This window comes from Streptomyces sp. NPDC008313, from assembly GCF_042956125.1.
Classification (GTDB): domain Bacteria; phylum Actinomycetota; class Actinomycetes; order Streptomycetales; family Streptomycetaceae; genus Streptomyces.
On record NZ_JBIBFR010000002.1, the window covers coordinates 401,260 to 420,344 of the forward strand.

The 19,085-nt window shown below is 73.7% G+C and carries 11 protein-coding genes; 9 read left to right on the forward strand and 2 right to left on the reverse strand.

Going from position 1 to position 19,085, the window contains the following annotated elements; translation table 11 throughout:
- Positions 1-14: 14 nt before the first annotated feature.
- On the reverse strand, positions 15-1,334 hold the full coding sequence (locus ACFY93_RS04635) for an MFS transporter (protein WP_391353530.1): 1,320 nt from the start codon (positions 1,332-1,334) through the stop codon (positions 15-17).
- A 170-nt stretch (positions 1,335-1,504) separates the two neighbouring features.
- Between ACFY93_RS04635 and ACFY93_RS04640 the strand changes: the two genes are divergently transcribed.
- The 4 genes from ACFY93_RS04640 (at position 1,505) to ACFY93_RS04655 (ending at position 9,961) form a co-directional block, all read left to right on the forward strand.
- Entirely contained in the window at positions 1,505-2,209 is a 705-nt protein-coding gene (locus ACFY93_RS04640; RefSeq protein ID WP_391353531.1) for an FCD domain-containing protein, read from the forward strand.
- 202 nt (positions 2,210-2,411) lie between these two features.
- Positions 2,412-3,938, forward strand: coding sequence for a hypothetical protein (locus tag ACFY93_RS04645; protein ID WP_391353532.1), 1,527 nt, complete (start codon positions 2,412-2,414; stop codon positions 3,936-3,938).
- A 297-nt stretch (positions 3,939-4,235) separates the two neighbouring features.
- Positions 4,236-5,117 (forward strand): hypothetical protein, encoded by an 882-nt coding sequence (locus ACFY93_RS04650; protein ID WP_391353533.1) that lies wholly within the window; start codon positions 4,236-4,238, stop codon positions 5,115-5,117.
- 68 nt (positions 5,118-5,185) lie between these two features.
- On the forward strand, positions 5,186-9,961 hold the full coding sequence (locus ACFY93_RS04655) for a hypothetical protein (protein WP_391353535.1): 4,776 nt from the start codon (positions 5,186-5,188) through the stop codon (positions 9,959-9,961).
- Positions 9,962-10,065: 104 nt separating this feature from the next.
- On the opposite strand, the gene ACFY93_RS04660 is transcribed toward ACFY93_RS04655, so the two are convergent.
- Positions 10,066-10,581: a hypothetical protein gene (locus ACFY93_RS04660; protein ID WP_391353606.1), complete on the reverse strand. Its 516-nt coding sequence runs from the start codon at positions 10,579-10,581 to the stop codon at positions 10,066-10,068.
- 430 nt (positions 10,582-11,011) lie between these two features.
- On the opposite strand from ACFY93_RS04660, the gene ACFY93_RS04665 reads away from it, so the two are divergent.
- From ACFY93_RS04665 to ACFY93_RS04685, 5 genes are read left to right on the forward strand one after another with little or no spacing between them, the layout of a single operon-like run.
- Positions 11,012-13,942: a nitrate- and nitrite sensing domain-containing protein gene (locus ACFY93_RS04665; protein ID WP_391353536.1), complete on the forward strand. Its 2,931-nt coding sequence runs from the start codon at positions 11,012-11,014 to the stop codon at positions 13,940-13,942.
- A complete protein-coding gene (locus ACFY93_RS04670; RefSeq protein WP_391353538.1) occupies positions 13,939-14,379 on the forward strand; it encodes a roadblock/LC7 domain-containing protein in 441 nt (146 codons plus the stop codon). Before ACFY93_RS04665 ends, ACFY93_RS04670 begins: the two co-directional genes overlap by 4 nt.
- 9 nt (positions 14,380-14,388) lie before the next feature.
- On the forward strand, positions 14,389-14,784 hold the full coding sequence (locus ACFY93_RS04675) for a DUF742 domain-containing protein (protein ID WP_391353540.1): 396 nt from the start codon (positions 14,389-14,391) through the stop codon (positions 14,782-14,784).
- 24 nt (positions 14,785-14,808) lie between these two features.
- Entirely contained in the window at positions 14,809-18,432 is a 3,624-nt protein-coding gene (locus ACFY93_RS04680; RefSeq protein WP_391353541.1) for a hydantoinase B/oxoprolinase family protein, read from the forward strand.
- Entirely contained in the window at positions 18,413-19,018 is a 606-nt protein-coding gene (locus ACFY93_RS04685; RefSeq protein ID WP_391353543.1) for an ATP/GTP-binding protein, read from the forward strand. Before ACFY93_RS04680 ends, ACFY93_RS04685 begins: the two co-directional genes overlap by 20 nt.
- The last annotated feature ends 67 nt before the right edge of the window (positions 19,019-19,085 follow it).

Genomic DNA, 19,085 nt, shown 5'->3' on the forward strand with positions numbered 1-19,085 from the left:
CCGGGTGACGGCCCTCACCGGAGCTCCTTCCCGCGCGTCTCCGGGAGACCGAGCAGGGCCACCGCCGCGAGGACGTAGCCGATCGCACCGAACACGAGCGCGCCGCCCACGCCCCAGCTGTCCGCCAGGAAGCCGACCAGGGTCGGGAAGACGGCGCCGACGGCGCGGCCGGTGTTGTACGTGAAGCCCTGTCCCGTGCCGCGCACCGCCGTCGGGTACAGCTCGCTGAGGAACGAGCCGAAGCCGCTGAAGATGGCCGACATGCAGAAGCCGAGCGGGAAACCGAGTATCAGCAGGAGGGTGTTGGCTCCGCTCGGGATGTTCGCGTACACGAGGATGCCGGCCGCCGAGAGGACCGCGAAGAGCAGGATGTTCCGCTTGCGGCCCAGCCGGTCGGTGAGGTATCCGCCGGTCAGGTACCCGAGGAACGCCCCGGAGATGAGGAAGGTGAGGTAGCCGCCCGTGCCGACGACGGACAGGTCGCGCTCCGTCTTCAGATAGGTGGGCACCCAGGTGGCCAGCGTGTAGTAGCCGCCCTGCACACCGGTGGAGAGGAGAACCGCGAACAGGGTGGTCCGCAGCAGACCGGGAGTGCCCGCCGAGGCGGGCCGGAAGATCGCGGTGAACGACCCCTTCCGCGCGCTCTGTTCACGCCGCGCCGCCGCCTCCGGGGCGTCGTGCACCCGCCGGCGCACCCACAGGACGAGCAGCGCGGGCAGGGCGCCGGTCCAGAACATCACCCGCCAGGCGAGGTCGTCACCCAGGAACTGGAAGACCAGCGTGTAGACGACCACCGCGAGCGCCCAGCCGACGGCCCAGGAGCTCTGGATCGCGCCGAGCGTACGGCCGCGGTGCCTCGGGCTCGCGTACTCGGCGACCAGGATCGCCCCGACCGCCCACTCGCCGCCGAACCCGAGGCCCTGGAGGGCGCGGAAGACCAGCAGCGTCTCGTAGTCGGGCGCGAAGCCGCACGCGACGGTGAACACGGCGTACGTGGCCACCGTGATCAGCAGCGCCTTGACGCGCCCGATCCGGTCGGCGACCACGCCCGCCACGGCGCCGCCCACGGCCGAGACGACCAGCGTGACGGTGGTGAACAGGCCGGTCTGGCCGCTGTCCAGGCCGAAGTACGCGGCCAGCGCGACCATGCTCAGCGGCAGGGTGAAGTAGTCGTACGAGTCGAGGGCGTAGCCGCCGAAGGCGCCGGCGAAGGCGCGGCGGCCGCGCGGCCCCAGGGCGCGCAGCCAGCCGAACGCGCCGTCTTCGCCGGGGAGTTCGCCCGTGCGGGGCGGGGCTTCGGCGGGCAGGGCCTGAGGGGGAGGGGTCGTGCTCATGGGCACCTCGCTGAGGGATGGAGGGTGCGTGAGGACTGAGCCGTGCCGTGCGGGAGACGCTCGGCGCCGCAGCGGTGTGACCGGCGCCGCATCGACAAGGTAGAGGATCGTTGAACGATCCCTCAATACCCGTGTTGTCTCGTTCTTCGGACTGCGATTGAATTCCGGGCATGGCGGAGCTGTCGGGACTGGCGGACGATCGAGCCCTGCTGGGGCGGACCAGCACCGCGGAGCGGGTCGCGGACATCCTCAGGAGCCGTATCGCGGAGGGGTACTTCCCGCCCGGGACGCGGCTGTCCGAGGACAGCATCGGGGGAGCGCTCGGCGTCTCCCGCAACACCCTGCGCGAGGCGTTCCGGCTGCTCACCCACGAGCGGCTGCTCGTCCACGAACTCAACCGCGGCGTCTTCGTACGGGTGTTGAGCGTCGAGGACGTCCAGGACATCTACCGCATACGGCGCCTGGTCGAGTGCGCCGTCGTACGCGGACTCGGCGCGCCCCCGTACGCGCTGGACGGAGTCGCGGGTGCCGTCCAGGACGGCCGGAAAGCGGCGCAGGAGGGGGACTGGGCGGGCGTCTCGACGGCCAACATCCACTTCCACCGGGAACTCGTCGCCCTCGCGGGCAGCGCCCGCACCGACGAACTGATGCGCAGCGTCTTCGCCGAACTGCGCCTCGCCTTCCACGTGATGGCGGACCCCCGGCGGCTGCACGAGCCGTACCTCGCGCGCAACGGACAGATCCTGGAGACGCTGCGGTCCGGCGCCCGCGAGCAGGCCGAGCAGCTGCTCGCCGCCTATCTCGACGACTCGCGGAACCTCGTCGTGGACGTCTACAGCCGGCGCGTGGCGCGGGCCGAGCCGGCGGGGGACTGAGCGAGGGCACGGCACGGGCGGCCGCCGGACGGGCGGCGTCCCCGCGGCGGGGTGCCCGGGGCGGAGTGCCCGGGGCGGAGCGGCCGCGGGTCCGGCCGCGACCGGGCGGGGCGCCCGGGACGAGACGGCCGCGGGGGCCGGTCACGCGGTCTCATCTGCGCCGTTTCGACCGTTGTCGGACCGAGGACCTAGTCTGTGCACCGTGACTTCGCCTGCATCGACGGACAGTGTTCCGCCCCAGCTCAGCGCGGGGCCGCGCCCCGCGCCGGGCCCGGCCGCCGACGAGGGCCTGGCGCGGCGGCTGCGCGCGCTCGCCTGCACGGCACCGCTGCACGACCTCGACGCCCGCAAGGCGAACCTCGCCGGTGAGTACTCGGTGTACGGGATGGCGGAGGTGGCCCTCGCCGCCATCGACCTCGTGACCCTGAACATGGACTTCGACACGGGCGCCGACCACGACCAGATAGTGGCCCGGCTCATTCCCCGCATCGCCGCGCAGGCGCCCCGGCGGCCCGTCGCCGAGCACGAGCGCGTGGCCCGCTGGGTCCTCGAGAACCTGATCAACGTCGGCAGCGTCGACCGCGGCTTCCGCGCCGTGTACGGCACCTTCGCCCCGGACGGTTCGTACGTGCGCCGGGACTACGACTTCAAGCTCATCGAGGAGGTGCCCGGCCACGGCGGGAGCGTGTACCTCCGTACCACCGACGAGGCGGTCAACGTCCTCGTCGGCGCCCTGGACACCGACGTCACCAGCGCGCAGATCGCCGCCGAGGTCAAGCTGGAGGTGCTGATCAGCAGAGGCCGCCTCGCCGACGCGCAGCTCGCCGCCGAGCAGGCCCGCTACCGCACCGTGCAGTACTCGGAGACGCTCAGGCGGGCCCTGGACGCCACCCGGCGCAACGTCCGCGCCGTGGACTGGACGCGGGCCGTGCCCGACATGATCGCCGAGGCCCTCGACCACGTGGCCGACCGCTACCGCCACGAGAACGCGATCCTCACCAATATCCGCAAGGCCCGCGACGAGTCGGAGGACCCCGAGCAGAAGCGGCGCGCCGCCGAGCTGGTCGACATCGTCAAGGACTGCATCCGCCGCCACACCCAGTTGCAGTCCCGGCTCCTGGAGGCCGGCCCGCTGTTCCGCGCCGAGCAGGACCGGCAGGCATTCGCCGCCCCCATGACGACCTCCGGGATCGACCTGTACGGGCATCTCGTCGCCCCCGTGCTGCCGCTCGCCGCCGAGAGCGCGCTGCGGGTGACGGACGCCTTCTTCGCCCACGGCACGGGCCTGCGCACACCCGTGTCGGTGCGGGTCGCGGACCTCGTCGAGATACTGCTGACGCCCCCGACGGAGCGGGAGCACCTCGGCGCCGAGATGCCCGAGCCCGACCTGATCGCCACGCCGGACGACAGCCGCTTCAGCGAGGAGCAGCTCGCCGCCGCCACACACCTGCTCGACCTTCCGGCCGACGCGCCCCGACGGCTGTCCGGCCTCCTTGCCGAGGCCCGTCGCCGCGACCCCGAACTGCCGTACCTGGTGGCGCTGCTCGCCGTGCACGCGGCGAGCCCGCCGGTCGGCACGGCGTACCGCCAGGGCGAGGAGAAGCTGCTGTTCGCGGTGGACGACGGCACGGAGCTGGACGACCCGGAGTTCGGCGGCGCCGACCTCATCGTCGGTACGGCCCTGCTGGACGCCGCGGGCATGGCGGCCGGCCGCACGGAGGCGGCATGACAGCCACGCGCGGCGCCCGCGTCCCCGGGACCGGAGCCGCCCGGACCGAGGGCCCGCGGACCGGAGAACTTCCGGCCGGGGGCCGCCGCGCCGTGGCCACCGCACGCGCCGTGGCCACCGCACGCGCCGTGGCCACCGCACGCGCCGTGGCCACCGCACGCGCCGGGGCCGCCGCCCGTGCAGGGACCGCCCGGCCGCCGGAGGCGCGGCGCACCGGAGCCACCGGGGCGGCGGCCGACCGCCCGTACACCCGCAACCGTCCGACCGCGGACACCACCTCAGCAAGGAGCACCAGCCGTGACCGAGCACGTCGAGTGGGGTGAGCCGGACGCCCCGGCCGCACCGGCGACCGGCGCCGCCGTCACCCCCGCCGACGCCGCCGACGCGGCGCGGCTCGTCGCCTTCGGACTGCAGCCCCGACTGCAGCCGTCCCGCGACCAGGAGTACACGGAGCTGCTGCGGCGCTACCGGGAGGACCCGCCCTTCGCCCGGCTCGCGGACGCCGTGGCCACCGGGCTCGGCCTGGTCGTCCTGGAGGTGTCCCCGCGCGCGGGGATGGCCGTCACCGCCGCCGAGGACTCCGTGTTCGCCGTCCGCATGGGCGACTACGCGCGCCGGGCCTCCGCCGACTCGGGTGACCGCTTCCTGCACGGGCTCGCCCATCTCGCGGTCGCCGCGATGGCCTTCCCGCGCCCCGAGGACCTGGCCGACGACGGCTACATCGGACGTGTCTCCGTCAACGGCGTGGACGCGTTCGTCCGGCAGGCCTGCCGCCGCCTGGAGGAGCGGGCCGACGAACGGGGCGTCAACACCGACCCGGCCACGGACGCGCCGGGCCTGGAGGCCGCCTGGCGGATCTGGGCACGGCGCAGCTCCACCGGCGCCACCAAGGACGCGCGCAGACTGGCCGGTTCCACCACCGGCATCGTCGGCAAGGCCGTCACGTTCCTCACCGAGTCCGGGTTCCTCCAGCGCACCGGGGACGACGCGGGAGGCACCTACCGCACGACCGCCCGCTACCAGCTCCAGGTCCGGGACCTGGCGGGCAGCGCCGCCCTGGCCGAGCTGCTGGAGCTGGGCGTCGTCCCCGTGACCGACGGCACGGCGACCCTGCTGCCCGCCGAGGACACCGACGACATGGACCTGGTCGCCGACGCCGGCCTGCCCTTCCACTCCTGAGGGCGCTCCCCGCCGCCCGCCTCCACCCCGTCCGCCCCCGCTGAAGACCGACGCGAGAGTCCGCCACCATGTACGAGCTGTCCCGGGTCCGCCTCTACTCCATCGGCCCCGCCGGTGCGCGCTACGCCGACACCGTGCTGGACCTGCGGGGTGTCGGCGAGCCCGTGCCCGACCCCGCGCCCGCGCAGGCGGAGTTCTTCGAGGAGGAGCCCGTCGGGCCGCCGCGCCGCCCCGCCCCCGCGGGAGTGCTCTTCCTGGAGAACGGCGGCGGCAAGTCAGTGCTGCTCAAGCTGATCTTCTCGGTGATGCTGCCGGGCCACCGCAACACACTGGGCGGCGCCAGTTCGGGCGTGCTGCGCAAGTTCCTGCTCGCCGACGACTGCGGGCACGTCGCGCTGGAGTGGCAGCACACGCTGACCGGCGAATGCGTCGTCGTGGGCAAGGTCAGCGAGTGGCGCGGACGGCAGGTGTCGGGTGATCCCCGGAAGTTCGCGGAGGCCTGGTACTCCTTCCGGCCCGGTCCCGGACTGAGTCTCGACAGCCTGCCCGTGGCCGAGGCCACCGCGATGCGGCCGCCCGTCGAGGGTGCCTCCGGGGCCCAGGGGCGCCGGCGCACCATGAAGGGCTTCCGGGACGCCCTCACGGACGCGGGCAAGTCGTACCCGCACCTCGAAGTGCACTGGGAGGAGATCCACGACCGGTGGAACGAACACCTGGGCGATCTCGGTCTCGACCCCGAACTCTTCCGCTACCAGCGGGAGATGAACGCCGACGAGGGTGAGGCCGCCGGCCTCTTCGCGGTCAAGAAGGACTCCGACTTCACGGACCTGCTGCTGCGCGCCGTCACCGACACCCGGGACACCGACGGCCTCGCCGACCTCGTCAGCGGCTTCGGCAACAAGCTGGGGCGGCGCTCCGAACTCATCGCCGAGCGGGACTTCACCGCCGGATCCGCCGACCTGCTCGGCCGCATCGTGGAGGCCGCCGGCGCCCGGGCCCGGGCCCGGGACATCCACACCGCCGCCGAACGCCGCACACGCACACTGGCCCGGCGCCTGTCCGCGCGAGCCGTAGGGGAGCGGGGCCGGGCCGGGGACCTCGCCCAGCGGGTCACGGCAGCCGCGCACACGGTGACCGAGGCCGAGGCGGCCCGTTCCCGCAGCGCGCTGATCGCCGCCGAACTCGCCTACCGGCACGCGTCTTTGGCACTGGCCGGCGCCGAGAAGTCGGCCGCCGCCCAGAAGCGGGAGCTCGCCGACGCGCGCACCCTGCACTCCGCGTGGCAGGCCGCCGAGGCCGTACTGCGGCACCGGGCCGCCGCCGACCGGTCGGCGCGCGTGGCCGCCGCGATCCGTGAGGCCGAGCGGGACGCGGCGCCCGCGCTGGCCGCCCGGGCCCGGGCGGCCGTCGATCTCGTACGGGCCCTGCACGGAGCCGCCGAGGGCGCCGAGGCCCTCGCCAACGAGGAGGAGGAGCGTTCCGCCGGACTCCAGGAGACCGGCGAGGCCGCCCACCGCGACGCGACCGCCGCCGCCACCCAGGCGCAGCGGGCCCGCAGCGAGATCGGCCATCTGCGCCAGCGGCTGACCGAGGTCGAACAGGAGACCGCGGAAGCGGTGCGCGCGGGATGGCTGGACGACAGCGCGCCCGACGCCGACCCGGCCCGCGCCGCGCTCGCCGCCAGCGACGCCGAGAAGACGGCCGTCGCCGCCTGGGACACGGCACGCGACGCCTCCCGCCGGGCCGCGGAACACGCCAGGGAGGCCGCCGCGGCCGAGTCCCGCGCGGAACTGACCGCGGCCCGCGCCGCCGACGCGTCGACCGCGGCGGAACGCGCCCACGACGCCGAGCGGCGGACCGCCGAGGCCCTCGCGGGCGAGGAACGGCTCGCCGAGCTGCTGAGCCTGCCCCACAGCGTCCCGGGACCGGGAAGGGCCGGACTGCCCAGGCCGCGCAGCGCGGCGGGCTCCGGCGCCGCCGCCCCGGCGGCCTCCCCGAACGGCTCGGGCGGCGGACGCGGCACCACCGATGAGGGCCGCGGCGGGCACGAGGACGACGTGTGGGGCGAGAGGCGTACCCCGCTGTCGGCCGAGGAGCTGGACCACGCCACCGACGATCTCCGCCGGCAGCTCGACGACGGGGTCGCCAACGCCGAACGGCAGCTGTTCGAGCTGAGGACCGCCGCGGCGGACGACGCCCGGATCCTCGGCGCGCTCGGCGACGGCGGACTGCTGCCGCCGGGGCCCGACGTCCTGGCCACCGTCGAGTTCCTCGGGGAGCACGGCATCCCGGCCCTGCCCGGCTGGCGCTACCTGGCCCAGGCCGTCGACCCCGCCGACCACGCACAGGTGCTCGCCGCCCGGCCGGAGCTCGTCGACGGCGTCATCATCACCGATCCCGACACCCACGCCCGGGCCCGCGAAACCCTCGGCGACGCGGCGCTGCTCCCGCGGTCCGCCGTCGCCGTGGGCACGGCCGCGGCGCTGCTCGCGCCCACCCCCGCCACCGGCGAGGGCGAGGGCGACGTCTTCCTCGTACCACCGAACCCCGCCATGCACGACGAGCACGCCGCGGACGAGGAGCGGCAGGCGCTGCGCACCCGTGCGGCCCGGAGGGACGAGGACATCCGGGCGCTCGCCGCGCGGCTCGCCAAGGACCGGGAACTCGCGGCGAGACTCGCGTCCTGGCGCGCCGGCTGTCCGGCCGGCCGCCTCGCCGAGCTCGCCGAAGCGGCCCGCCAGGCCCGCACGTTCGCCGAGGAGTCCGAGGCGGAACTCGCCGAGGCACGTGCGCTCCGGGCCGAGGCGGACGAGTCCGCCGCCGAGGCCGCCCACGTACGGGACGAGCGCCAGGAGGCCGCACAGCGCGCCCGGCGCGCCGCCGACGCACTCGCCGGACTGGCCTTCCGGCTGCGCGAACGGGCCGGCTGGCAGGTCCAGCTCCGCGAACTCGCCGACGAGGCCGCCGAGTCCGAGGCCCGCGCCCAGTCCTGCCTGGAGCGGGCCCGCGCCGCCGACGAGGACCGCCGGGCCGCGCAGCGCGCCGCTGACGACGCCCGCCGCACCGCACGCGCCCTGCGCGCCGAACGGTCCGAGATCGCGGGCGTGCCCGACGACTCGGCGCACCTCACCGACGCCGGGGACGCGGCCGGCGACGGCGCCGGGGCACCGGACGGCCCGGCCCCCGCCACCTCCCGGCCCTCTCTCCCCGCCCTGCGCGAGGCCTATCGCGCCGCCTCCCAGCTCTACGAGAAGGTCGGCGTCGGCGCCGACCTGCGGGCCGAGCAGGCGCGGGCCGAGAGCGACGAGAGCGCGGCGCTGGCCGAGCTCGACCGGCTCAGCAACAAGGTGCGCACGCGCGCCGCACAGCTCCTTCAGTCGCCCGACGGCTCCGACGGCCCGTCCCGGCAGGCCGCCGCCGCACGCGCCGAGGAACTCGTCCAGCTCCTGGAAACGCGCATGTCGACGGCGAGCGAGCACCTCGGACGGCTGCGCGGCGAGGCGGAGCGGCACGCCCCTGACGACGGCGAGGCCCACACCGGGCTGCCCGAGGACCTCACGCCCCGCGACGCCGAGCACGCCCAGGCGCTGCTGCGCACCGCCACCGGTGAACTCGCCGCGCACAGCGACGCCCTGAGCACGGCCCGGGAGGCGCACGCCGCACTGCTCGACGCGCACCGCGCCGCCGAGGACGGGGCCGGCGGCTTCGACGAGACGGCCGCACTGCTCAGGGACCTGCTGCGGGAACAGGCTGACGACGAGGGAGACGAACCAGAGCCGTACCCGGGCACCCTCGAAGAGGCCCGGCACTCCGCCGCCGAGGCCCGCCGTTCGCTGCGCGGCTGCGCCGCCGACCTCTCCGCCGCCGAGGCGGCCGTGCGCGAGGCGAGCGACATCCTGGTCCGGCACGCCAACTCCACGCGCTACGAACAGGTCCGCACCCCCGCCCGGCAGCAGATCCGCGAGCTGCCCGCCTCGTCGCTGCCGGAGCACGCCCAGAAGTGGGCGGACGCCTTCGCGCCGCGACTTCGGGTCCTCACCGACGAGCTGGACCAGCTGGAGCGCAACCGCGACTCGATCGTCGACCGGCTGCGCGGGCTGGTGGAGTCGGCGCTGGCCACCCTGCGCTCCGCACAGCGGCTGTCCCGTCTCCCGGAGGGGCTCGGCGAGTGGTCGGGCCAGGAGTTCCTGCGCATCCGCTTCGAGGAACCCGACCAGGCCACGCTCGCCGAGCGGCTCGGCGAGGTCATCGACGAAGCCACCAGGGCGGCCGTCAGGAAGAACACCGACCTGCGCCGCGACGGCATGTCGCTGCTGCTGCGCGGTGTCAGCGCCGCACTCCAGCCGAAGGGCGTCGCCGTGGAGATCCTCAAGCCGGACGCCGTGCTGCGCGCCGAACGCGTCCCGGTGGGGCAGATGGGCGACGTCTTCTCCGGCGGCCAGCTGCTCACCGCGGCGATCGCCCTGTACTGCACGATGGCCGCGCTGCGCTCCAACGACCGCGGACGCGACCGGCACCGGCACGCCGGCACCCTCTTCCTGGACAACCCCATCGGGCGCGCCAACGCCACGTACCTGCTCGAACTCCAGCGGGCCGTCTCCGACGCGCTGGGTGTCCAGCTCCTCTACACCACCGGTCTCTTCGACACCACCGCGCTCGCCGAGTTCCCGCTCGTCATCCGCCTGCGCAACGACGCGGACCTGCGCGCCGGGCTCAAGTACATCTCCGTGGAGGAGCACCTCAGGCCCGGTCTGCCGCAGCCCGGCCCGGACGGGGACGCGGTGCACAGCGAGATCACGGCGACCCGCATGTACAAGCGTCCGGCGGCACCTCGGACGGCCTGACGTCAGGCCCGCCCGGTGGCGCGGCCGCCGACACCGTGTGCCTCACGGAGCGACACCGCGCGCGTCACGCAGCGGCGCCGTAACCGGGCACGGGCCAGTTGCCGTCAGGAGTGCGACAGCCGGCGTCCGGCCCCGCCGCGCCGGCGTATTCGCTCCTGGGACCGCTGCGCCGCCCGGGCTTGGCGGTGTGCCCTGCGGCGCTCGCGTCGCAGGGCGCGGGCCGTGCTGCTCGGCGCCGACACCACGCCGTGCCGCTGGTTCCACACCTGACGGGTCACCCACACGTCCAGGACGCCCCAGGTGGCCACCACGGTGCTCGCCACGCTGCTGAGCACCATCGGGAAGGCCAGCCACGAACCGGCCAGCGTGCTCAGGAGGGCCACCATTGCCTGGATCAGCGTGACCGCGATGATCAGGACCGCGCGGACCGCCGCCGTGCGCACCGGGTCGGGCAGCCGCCTCCCGCGCGCCGGTTCCTCGATCCACAACGGCCGGTAGTACGCGCGCTCTTCGTCGACCCGCGCCGGAACCTCCTGTCCGCGTGCCCGGGTGGCTCGTGGTGCCGCCTGGGGCTGCGCGACGCCGATCCCCGCCGTCGCGTGCCGCTCCGCCGTGCCCATCACCTTGTCACTCCCCACCGCCCTGCAGACCACGTACTCCGGTCGTTCCGGTGTCCCGGACTCCGGTTCCCCTTTGGCTGCCCGGCTTGCGCTGTTTTACGCCGCCTGGACGCGGCATGCGGCGCCTGTGGCCGATTCCGCCCCCGATTCCCGTACAGAAAGACGAACAACGTGCCCGGAAGATTCCCGGTGAGCGATACTTTCCAGCCAACTGCCCCGTGTCACCGACCGGATGTCACTGGTTCCCGGTGGTCGAATCGCGGCAGGCATCTCCCCCAATGAACGGACAACTGAGGACGTCTCGTTCCCCGAAACGGAAGGGAGGCCGCGAACGGCCCTTCGAGTTACCTGTGCGTCGGTAGTAGGCTCACGCCGTTTGTTGACGCACATGTGTACCCCCGGGCCGGAGGGGGTCGAGCTGGGGGAGGCCATGCGCTTTCGCGGGAAGTCCATCCGCCGGAAGATCGTGGCGCTGCTCCTCGTGCCGCTCGTGTCGCTCACCGCCATCTGGGGCTTCACCACGGTCCTGACAGGACGTGAGGCCGGCCGGCTGTTCGAGGTGTCGTCGGCCGTGGAGAAGATCGGTTATCCGACCGAGGACACCATCCGGGTTTTGCAGACCGAACGCCGGCAGACGCTTGTCTATCTCGCCGACCCCCGCGCCTCCGACGCCCTGGCGGCACTGAAGCGGAGCCGCCACCGCACCGACGCGGTCGTCGCGAAGGTCCGCGGGAACGCCGCGAACGGCGAGTTGCGCGAGGATCTGGGCTCGGGCACCTCCGAGCGTCTCACCTCCCTCCTCGACGCCGTCGACGGGATTCCGGCCCTGCGCCGCAGTGTCGAGGACGGCACCGTCAACCGGTCCCAGGCCCTCGACCTCTACAACCGCCTGGTCGACCCCTGCTACGCCCTGCTGGCCAACCTCCACGTGCTGGACGACGTGGAGCTCGACAAGCAGGGCCGCGCCCTCGTCAACGCCTCCCGCGCCCGGGAACTGCTCTCCCGGGAGGACGCCCTGCTCAGCTCGGCGCTCGTCGCCGGGCATCTCACCCGGGGCGAGATCCGTGACGTCTCCGACCTCGCGGCGCAGCGGGCCCTGATGTACGACGTCAGCCTGCCCCTGCTGCCCTCCTCCGAGCGCGTCCGCTACGAGCGCTACTGGAAGAACGCCGGCACGGCACCCCTGCGCGTGGCCGAGCAGTCCGTGGTCAACGCCGAGGCGGGCACGCCGCACGGCGTCACCGCCAAGAGCTGGGACAGCGCCGCCGGGAACGTCCTCGACGAACTGGCCGACCTGGACGACGAGGCGAACGACCGCTACCAGGACCGCGTCCAGCCCGTCGCGATGGGCGTCATCGTCAAGGCCGCCGTCGTCGGCGTCCTCGGCCTCGCCGCCGTACTCGTCTCGCTCATCCTGTCCGTACGCATCGGCCGCGGCCTCATCCGGGACCTGCGCAGGCTGCGCCTGGAGGCCCACGAGGCGTCCGGTGTCCGGCTGCCCAGCGTGATGCGGCGCCTCTCCGCCGGTGAACAGGTCGACGTGGAGACCGAAGCGCCCCGCCTGCAGTACGACAAGAACGAGATCGGCGAGGTCGGCCAGGCCCTCAACACCCTCCAGCGCGCCGCCGTCGAGGCCGCCGTCAAACAGTCCGAACTGCGCGACGGTGTCTCCGACGTCTTCGTCAACCTCGCCCGGCGCAGCCAGGTCCTGCTCCACAAGCAGCTCACCCTGCTGGACACCATGGAACGCCGGACCGAGGACACCGACGAACTCGCCGACCTCTTCCGCCTCGACCACCTGACGACCCGTATGCGCCGGCACGCCGAAGGCCTGGTCATCCTGTCCGGAGCCGCCCCTTCGCGGCAGTGGCGCAAACCCGTCCAGCTCATGGACATCGTCCGCGCCGCCGTGGCCGAGGTCGAGGACTACGAGCGCATCGAGGTGCGCCGGCTGCCGCGCGTCGCCGTGACCGGCCCCGCTGTCGCCGACCTCACCCACCTCGTGGCCGAACTCCTGGAGAACGCGACCGTGTTCTCGCCGCCGCACACCGCCGTCCAGGTGGTCGGGGAGCGGGTCGCCAACGGCTTCACCCTGGAGATCCACGACCGCGGCCTCGGCATGGCGGCCGAAGCACTCCTCGACGCCAACCTGCGTCTCGCCGAGACCCCGGAATTCGAACTCTCCGACACCGACCGGCTCGGCCTCTTCGTGGTCAGCCGTCTCGCCCAGCGGCAGAACGTCCGCGTCTCCCTGCAGCCGTCCCCCTACGGCGGCACCACCGCCGTCGTCTTCATCCCGGACACGCTCCTCACCGACGACGTACCGGACACCAACGGCATCGGCTTCCGGCTCGACCGCGCGCTCCCCAGCAAGGAGGCCGAGGTCGAGGCGGAACAGCAGGCCGCCCTCTCCCACGTCCCCGTACAGCTGCCCGGCCTGCCGGGGCTGCCCGCCTCCATCCTGGACGGTCCGGTCGAGCTGGAGGCGCCCGTCGATCTGGAGGCGCCGGTCGGCCTGGACGTGCTGGGCGGGTTCCCGGGAGCTCTCGGAGATGCAGACAGTGAACGCGGGGGCCTGTTCCGGCCGCGGCGTTCCGTCGCCGGAGTGCCGGTGGAGCAGCACCAGCCCGCAGACGACGGCCAGGACGAGCGGGCCCGCGCCGACGACGACGGCCACCCGGACGCCCCCGTCCCGCTGCCCCGGCGCGGGGCCCCCAAGCTCGTCAGCTCGCACGGCCGCCCCGTGACCCGGGCACGCCCCCGGCGCGTCGGTGAGCCGGAGACACCCACGGACCACCGCGAGCCGGTGGAGCCGGACGTCGCCGGCCTGGAGGGCGCCACGCAGGCCGGACGCCTCGGCCGGCTGGGTGACGGCCCGGCCCGCCGTATCGGCGACCGGCCGGAGATCCCGGCCCGTCGCAGCGGTGACCGCCCGGAGATTCCCTCGCGCCGCATCGGCGACCGCCGCGAGGGCCCGGCCCGCCGCGACGGTGAGCGCGCCGCGGCCCCCGCACTGCCCCAGCGCAACCGTCGCGCCGGCACCGGTGCGTCCGCCGGCACGGACGCGACGCCCCCGGCGACCGCCGCGGCAGGGTCGGAACCGAACGCGGGCGCACTGCCCCGCCGCGTCCGGCAGGCCAGTCTGGCGCCGCAGCTCAAGGACGGGCCCGCGTGGCGCACCGAACGCGACAAGGCCCGCGACGGACAGGGCGCGGACCCTGCCGACCGGGACGCCGACGAGGTACGCAGCCGGATGTCCTCGCTCCAGCGCGGCTGGCAGCGGGGGCGGGAGAAGAACGCCGAGGGCGACCAGGCCCAGGACGGCACAGCACGAGGAACGACTAAGGGGGACGGTCGATGACCGCACCGAAGGCCGCAGGGCCCACCATGTCCGGCCAGACGTCGGGGGAGCTGAACTGGCTGCTCGACGACCTGGTCGAGCGGGTGGCCAGCATCCACAAGGCGATCGTGCTCTCGGGCGACGGTCTTCCCACGGGGGTCTCCAAGGGACTGACCCGGGAGGACAGCGAGCACCTCGCCGCCGTCGCGTCCGGCTTCCACAGCCTCGCCAAGGGGGTCGGCCGGCATTTCGAGGCCGGCAGCGTGCGCCAGACCGTCGTCGAGCTCGACGAGGCGTTCCTCTTCGTGACCGCGGCGGGTGACGGCAGCTGCCTGGCCGTCCTCTCCGACGCCGACTCGGACGTCGGGCAGGTCGCCTACGAGATGACGCTGCTGGTCAAGCGGGTCGGAGTGCACCTGGGCGCCGCCCCGCGCACCGACCTGTCCGCGGGCGGGTAGTGGGATGGCATGAGCGGAGACGGTCAGGGCGGACGCCACTGGTTCGACGACGAGGCGGGACCGGTGGTCCGTCCGTACGCGATGACGCGCGGACGCACCACCAGTGCGGCCCAGCACCGCCTCGACCTGATCGCGGTGGTCGTCGCCGAGCCGCACGCGGACGACCCGGAAGCGGACCATACGCTGTCCCCGGAACACGTGGACATCGTCGAGCTCTGTCGTGACACGCCCCAGTCGGTCGCCGAACTCGCCGCCGGACTCGATCTCCCCATCGGAGTGGTCCGTGTCCTCATCGGGGACCTCGTGGGTGAGGAATTGGTCCATGTGACACGTCCGGTGCCCCCCGCCGAGCTGCCGGACGAGAGTATTCTGCGCAACGTGATCAACGGCCTCCGGGCGCTCTGAGCAGCGCGGAAGCGGAGAACAGACGTGACAGGCTGGCAGTTCTGGGTCGACCGGGGCGGCACGTTCACCGACGTGGTCGCGCGGCGCCCGGACGGCCGCCTGCTCACGCACAAGCTGCTGTCCGACAACCCCGCGCGGTACGACGACGCCGCGGTGGCCGGCGTACGGGAACTCCTCGGTGAGGACGCCGCACACGCACGCGTCGACACCGTCCGGATGGGCACCACCGTCGCGACCAACGCCCTCCTGGAACGCACGGGGGAGCGCACCCTCCTCGTCGTCACCCGCGGCTTCCGCGACGCCCTGCGCATCGCCTACCAGAACCGCCCGCACATCTTCGCCCGCGAGATCGTGCTGCCCGAGCCGCTCTACGAGCGGGTGATCGAGGTCGACGAGCGGATCACCGCCGACGGGACGGTCCTGCGCGCCCCCGACCTGGACGCCCTCGCCGTGGACCTCCGGGAGGCGTACGACGAAGGGATCCGTGCCGTCGCCGTCCTGTGCGTGCACAGCCACCTCCATCCGGCGCACGAGGAGGCGGTCGGCGAGCTGGCCGCCCGCACCGGATTCCCCCAGGTCTCGCTCTCCAGCGAGGTCAGCCCGCTGATGAGACTCGTCCCCCGCGGGGACACGGCCGTCGTCGACGCCTACCTCTCGCCGGTCCTGCGCCGCTACGTCCAGCACGTGGCCGACGAACTGCGAGGCGTCAGGCTGATGTTCATGCAGTCCAACGGCGGCCTCGCCGAAGCCGGCCAGTTCCGCGGGAAGGACGCCGTCCTGTCCGGTCCCGCGGGCGGCATCGTCGGCATGGCCCGGATGTCGCGGCTCGCCGGATACGACCGGGTCATCGGCTTCGACATGGGGGGCACGTCCACGGACGTCTCGCACTACGCCGGCGCGTACGAGCGCGTGTTCACCACCCGGATCGCCGGAGTCCGGCTGCGCGCGGCCATGCTCGACATCCACACCGTCGCCGCCGGCGGCGGCTCGGTCCTCCGCTTCGACGGCTCCCGCTACCGCGTCGGCCCCGACTCGGCGGGCGCCGACCCCGGCCCCGCCTGCTACCGCGCGGGCGGCCCCCTCACCGTCACCGACGCGAACGTGGCCCTCGGACGGATCCAGCCCGCCCACTTCCCCCGGGTCTTCGGCCCCGGCGGCGACCAGCCGCTCGACGACGCCCTCGTGCGCGACCGGTTCGCGGCGCTCGCCAGGGAGATCCGCGCGAGGACCGGCGACGACCGGACCCCGGAGCAGGTCGCCGAGGGCTACCTGCACATCGCCGTCGCCAACATCGCCAACGCCGTGAAGCGGATCTCCGTGCAGAAGGGACACGACGTCACCCGGTACGCGCTGACCACGTTCGGCGGCGCCGGCGGCCAGCACGCGTGCAGGGTCGCCGACTCCCTCGGTATCCGCACGGTCCTGGTCCCGCCGATGGCCGGAGTGCTCTCGGCGCTCGGGATCGGACTCGCCGACATCACCGCGATGCGCGAGCAGTCCGTCGAGGAGCCCCTCGGGGCGCCGGCGATGCCCGGCGTCCTGAGGACCGCGGACGAACTGGAACGCGCGGCCCGCGCCGAACTCCGCGCGGAGAACGTGCCCGATGACCGCGTCGAGGTCGCCCGCCGCGCCCAGCTCCGCTACGACGGCACGGACACGACGCTCACCGTCGCCCTCACCGGGCCCGACGCCATGGCCCGCGCCTTCGAAGAACTCCATCGCGCCACCTACTCCTTCACCCTCGACCGGCCGATCGTCGTGGAAGCCCTTTCCGTGGAAGCCACCGGTCTCACCGAACCCCCCGATCTCTCCGCCCTGAACACCCGAAGCCCCGCGCCCGCCGACCCGGCGACCGCCCGCCTCCACGACCGGGGAGCCTGGCGCGACGTGCCCCTGCACCGCCGTGAGCAGCTTCCGCCGGGCGAGCGCGTCACCGGACCCGCGATCATCACCGAGGCGAGCGCCACCACCGTCGTCGACCACGGCTGGAGCGCCGCCGCGAGCGACGACGGGCATCTGGTCATGGAACGCGCGGCGGTCACGCAGAGTTCCGATCTCGGCACAGAAGCGGACCCCGTACTGCTGGAGGTCTTCAACAACCTCTTCATGTCGATCGCCGAACAGATGGGCGCACGCCTCGAGTCGACGGCCCAGTCCGTCAACATCAAGGAACGTCTGGACTTCTCCTGCGCACTCTTCGACCCCGACGGAAACCTCGTCGCCAACGCCCCCCACATCCCCGTCCACCTGGGATCCATGGGGACGAGCGTCAGGGAGGCCGTCCTCCGGCGCGGCCCGGGCATGCGACCGGGGGACACCTACGCGGTCAACGACCCGTACCACGGCGGGACCCATCTGCCCGACGTCACCGTCATCACTCCGGTCTTCGACACGGAGGGTGAGCACATCCTCTTCCACGTCGCCTCGCGCGGCCACCACGCCGAAATCGGCGGCATCGCCCCCGGCTCCATGCCCGCGGACAGCCGGACCATCGACGAGGAGGGCGTCCTCTTCGACAACTGGCTGCTCGCCGAGGCCGGCCGGTTCCGTGAGGAGGAGACCCTGCGTCTACTCACCGAAGCGCCCCACCCCTCACGCGACCCGAGGACCAACCTCGCCGACCTGCGCGCGCAGATCGCCGCCAACCAGAAGGGCGCCGACGAGGTCGCCCGCATGATCGGGGACTTCGGCCTCGACGTCGTACAGGCGTACATGAAGCACGTCCAGGACAACGCCGAGGAAGCGGTGCGGCGCGTCGTCGACGCCCTGGAGGACGGCGCGTACACCTACCGGACCGACTCGGGAGCCGTCATCCGTGTACGCGTCGGCGTCGACCGTGAACGACGCTCGGCGACCATCGACTTCACCGGCACCTCCCCGCAGCTCGCCACCAACTTCAACGCCCCCCTCTCCGTCGTCCACGCGGCGGTCCTCTACGTCTTCCGGACCCTCGTCGACGACGACATCCCGCTCAACGAAGGCTGTCTGCGCCCCCTCCGCATCGTCGTCCCGCCCGGATCGATGCTCGCCCCCGAGCCCCCCGCGGCCGTCGTCGCGGGCAACGTGGAGACCTCGCAGGCCGTCATCGGCGCCCTCTACGGAGCCCTGCGCGTGCAGGCCGAGGGCTCCGGCACGATGAACAACGTCACCTTCGGCAACGACCGCCACCAGTACTACGAGACCGTGGCCTCCGGATCCGGCGCCGGCGACGGCTTCCCCGGCGCGCCCGTCGTCCAGACCCATATGACCAACTCGCGGCTGACCGACCCCGAGGTCCTGGAGTGGCGGCTGCCGGTGCTGCTCGACGCGTTCGCGATCCGGCACGGGAGCGGCGGCGCCGGACGGTGGCGCGGTGGCGACGGCGCCGTGCGCCGTATCCGCTTCCGCGAGCCCATGACCGTCTCGACGCTCTCCCAGCACCGCGTGCTCCCGCCGTACGGCATGGCGGGCGGCGCGCCCGGCGCACTCGGAGCCAACCGTGTCGAACGCGCCGACGGCACGGTCACCGAACTCGGCGGCAGCGACGTCGCCGAGGTCGGCCCCGGCGACGTACTCGTCGTCGAAACCCCCGGCGGGGGCGGATACGGTCCGTCCCCGCGCGATACCGACCCAGCAGGAGAAGAAACCGATGATCTTCGGGCGCACTGAGCGCGGCAAAGCCCCCGTCGAGCCCGTCACGCTCAAGATCCTCGTGGCCGGCGGCTTCGGCGTGGGCAAGACCACACTCGTCGGCGCGGTCAGCGAGATCAAGCCGCTGCGCACGGAGGAGCTGCTGACCGAGGCGGGCCGCCCGGTCGACGACACCAGCGGCGTGGAGGGCAAGCACACCACCACCGTCGCCATGGACTTCGGCCGCATCACGCTCCGCGAGGACCTGGTGCTGTACCTCTTCGGGACGCCCGGGCAGGACCGCTTCTGGTTCCTCTGGGACGAGCTCGCCACCGGGGCGCTGGGCGCCGTGGTGCTCGCCGACACCCGCCGGCTCGAGGACTGCTTCGCAGCCGTGGACTACTTCGAGCGGCGTTCCATTCCCTTCGTCGTCGGCGTCAACTGCTTCGAGGACGCTGTCCGTTACCCCGTCGAGGACGTCCGCCAGGCCCTCGACCTCGACCCGGGTGTGCCGGTCGTGTTCTGCGACGCCCGGGACCGCGAGTCCGTCAAGGAGGTCCTCGTCGATGTCGTACGGCACGCGATGGCGTACGCGGCGGACCGCCGCCAGACCGTCGGCACCTGACGCACCGCATCCGGCCGGAGGGCGAGTGCGGGCCCACGCGTGCGTGGAGGGCGGCCCCGGGTGAGGG

Bases quoted from the DNA above. Each gene is read 5' to 3' on its own strand.
- ACFY93_RS04685 (WP_391353543.1), top strand. From the start codon at position 18,413: ATGATCTTCGGGCGCACTGAGCGCGGCAAAGCCCCCGTCGAGCCCGTC.
- ACFY93_RS04670 (WP_391353538.1), top strand. From the start codon at position 13,939: ATGACCGCACCGAAGGCCGCAGGGCCCACCATGTCCGGCCAGACGTCG.
- ACFY93_RS04635 (WP_391353530.1), bottom strand. From the start codon at position 1,334: ATGAGCACGACCCCTCCCCCTCAGGCCCTGCCCGCCGAAGCCCCGCCC.
- ACFY93_RS04640 (WP_391353531.1), top strand. From the start codon at position 1,505: ATGGCGGAGCTGTCGGGACTGGCGGACGATCGAGCCCTGCTGGGGCGG.
- ACFY93_RS04660 (WP_391353606.1), bottom strand. From the start codon at position 10,581: ATGGGCACGGCGGAGCGGCACGCGACGGCGGGGATCGGCGTCGCGCAG.
- ACFY93_RS04665 (WP_391353536.1), top strand. From the start codon at position 11,012: ATGCGCTTTCGCGGGAAGTCCATCCGCCGGAAGATCGTGGCGCTGCTC.
- ACFY93_RS04675 (WP_391353540.1), top strand. From the start codon at position 14,389: ATGAGCGGAGACGGTCAGGGCGGACGCCACTGGTTCGACGACGAGGCG.
- ACFY93_RS04655 (WP_391353535.1), top strand. From the start codon at position 5,186: ATGTACGAGCTGTCCCGGGTCCGCCTCTACTCCATCGGCCCCGCCGGT.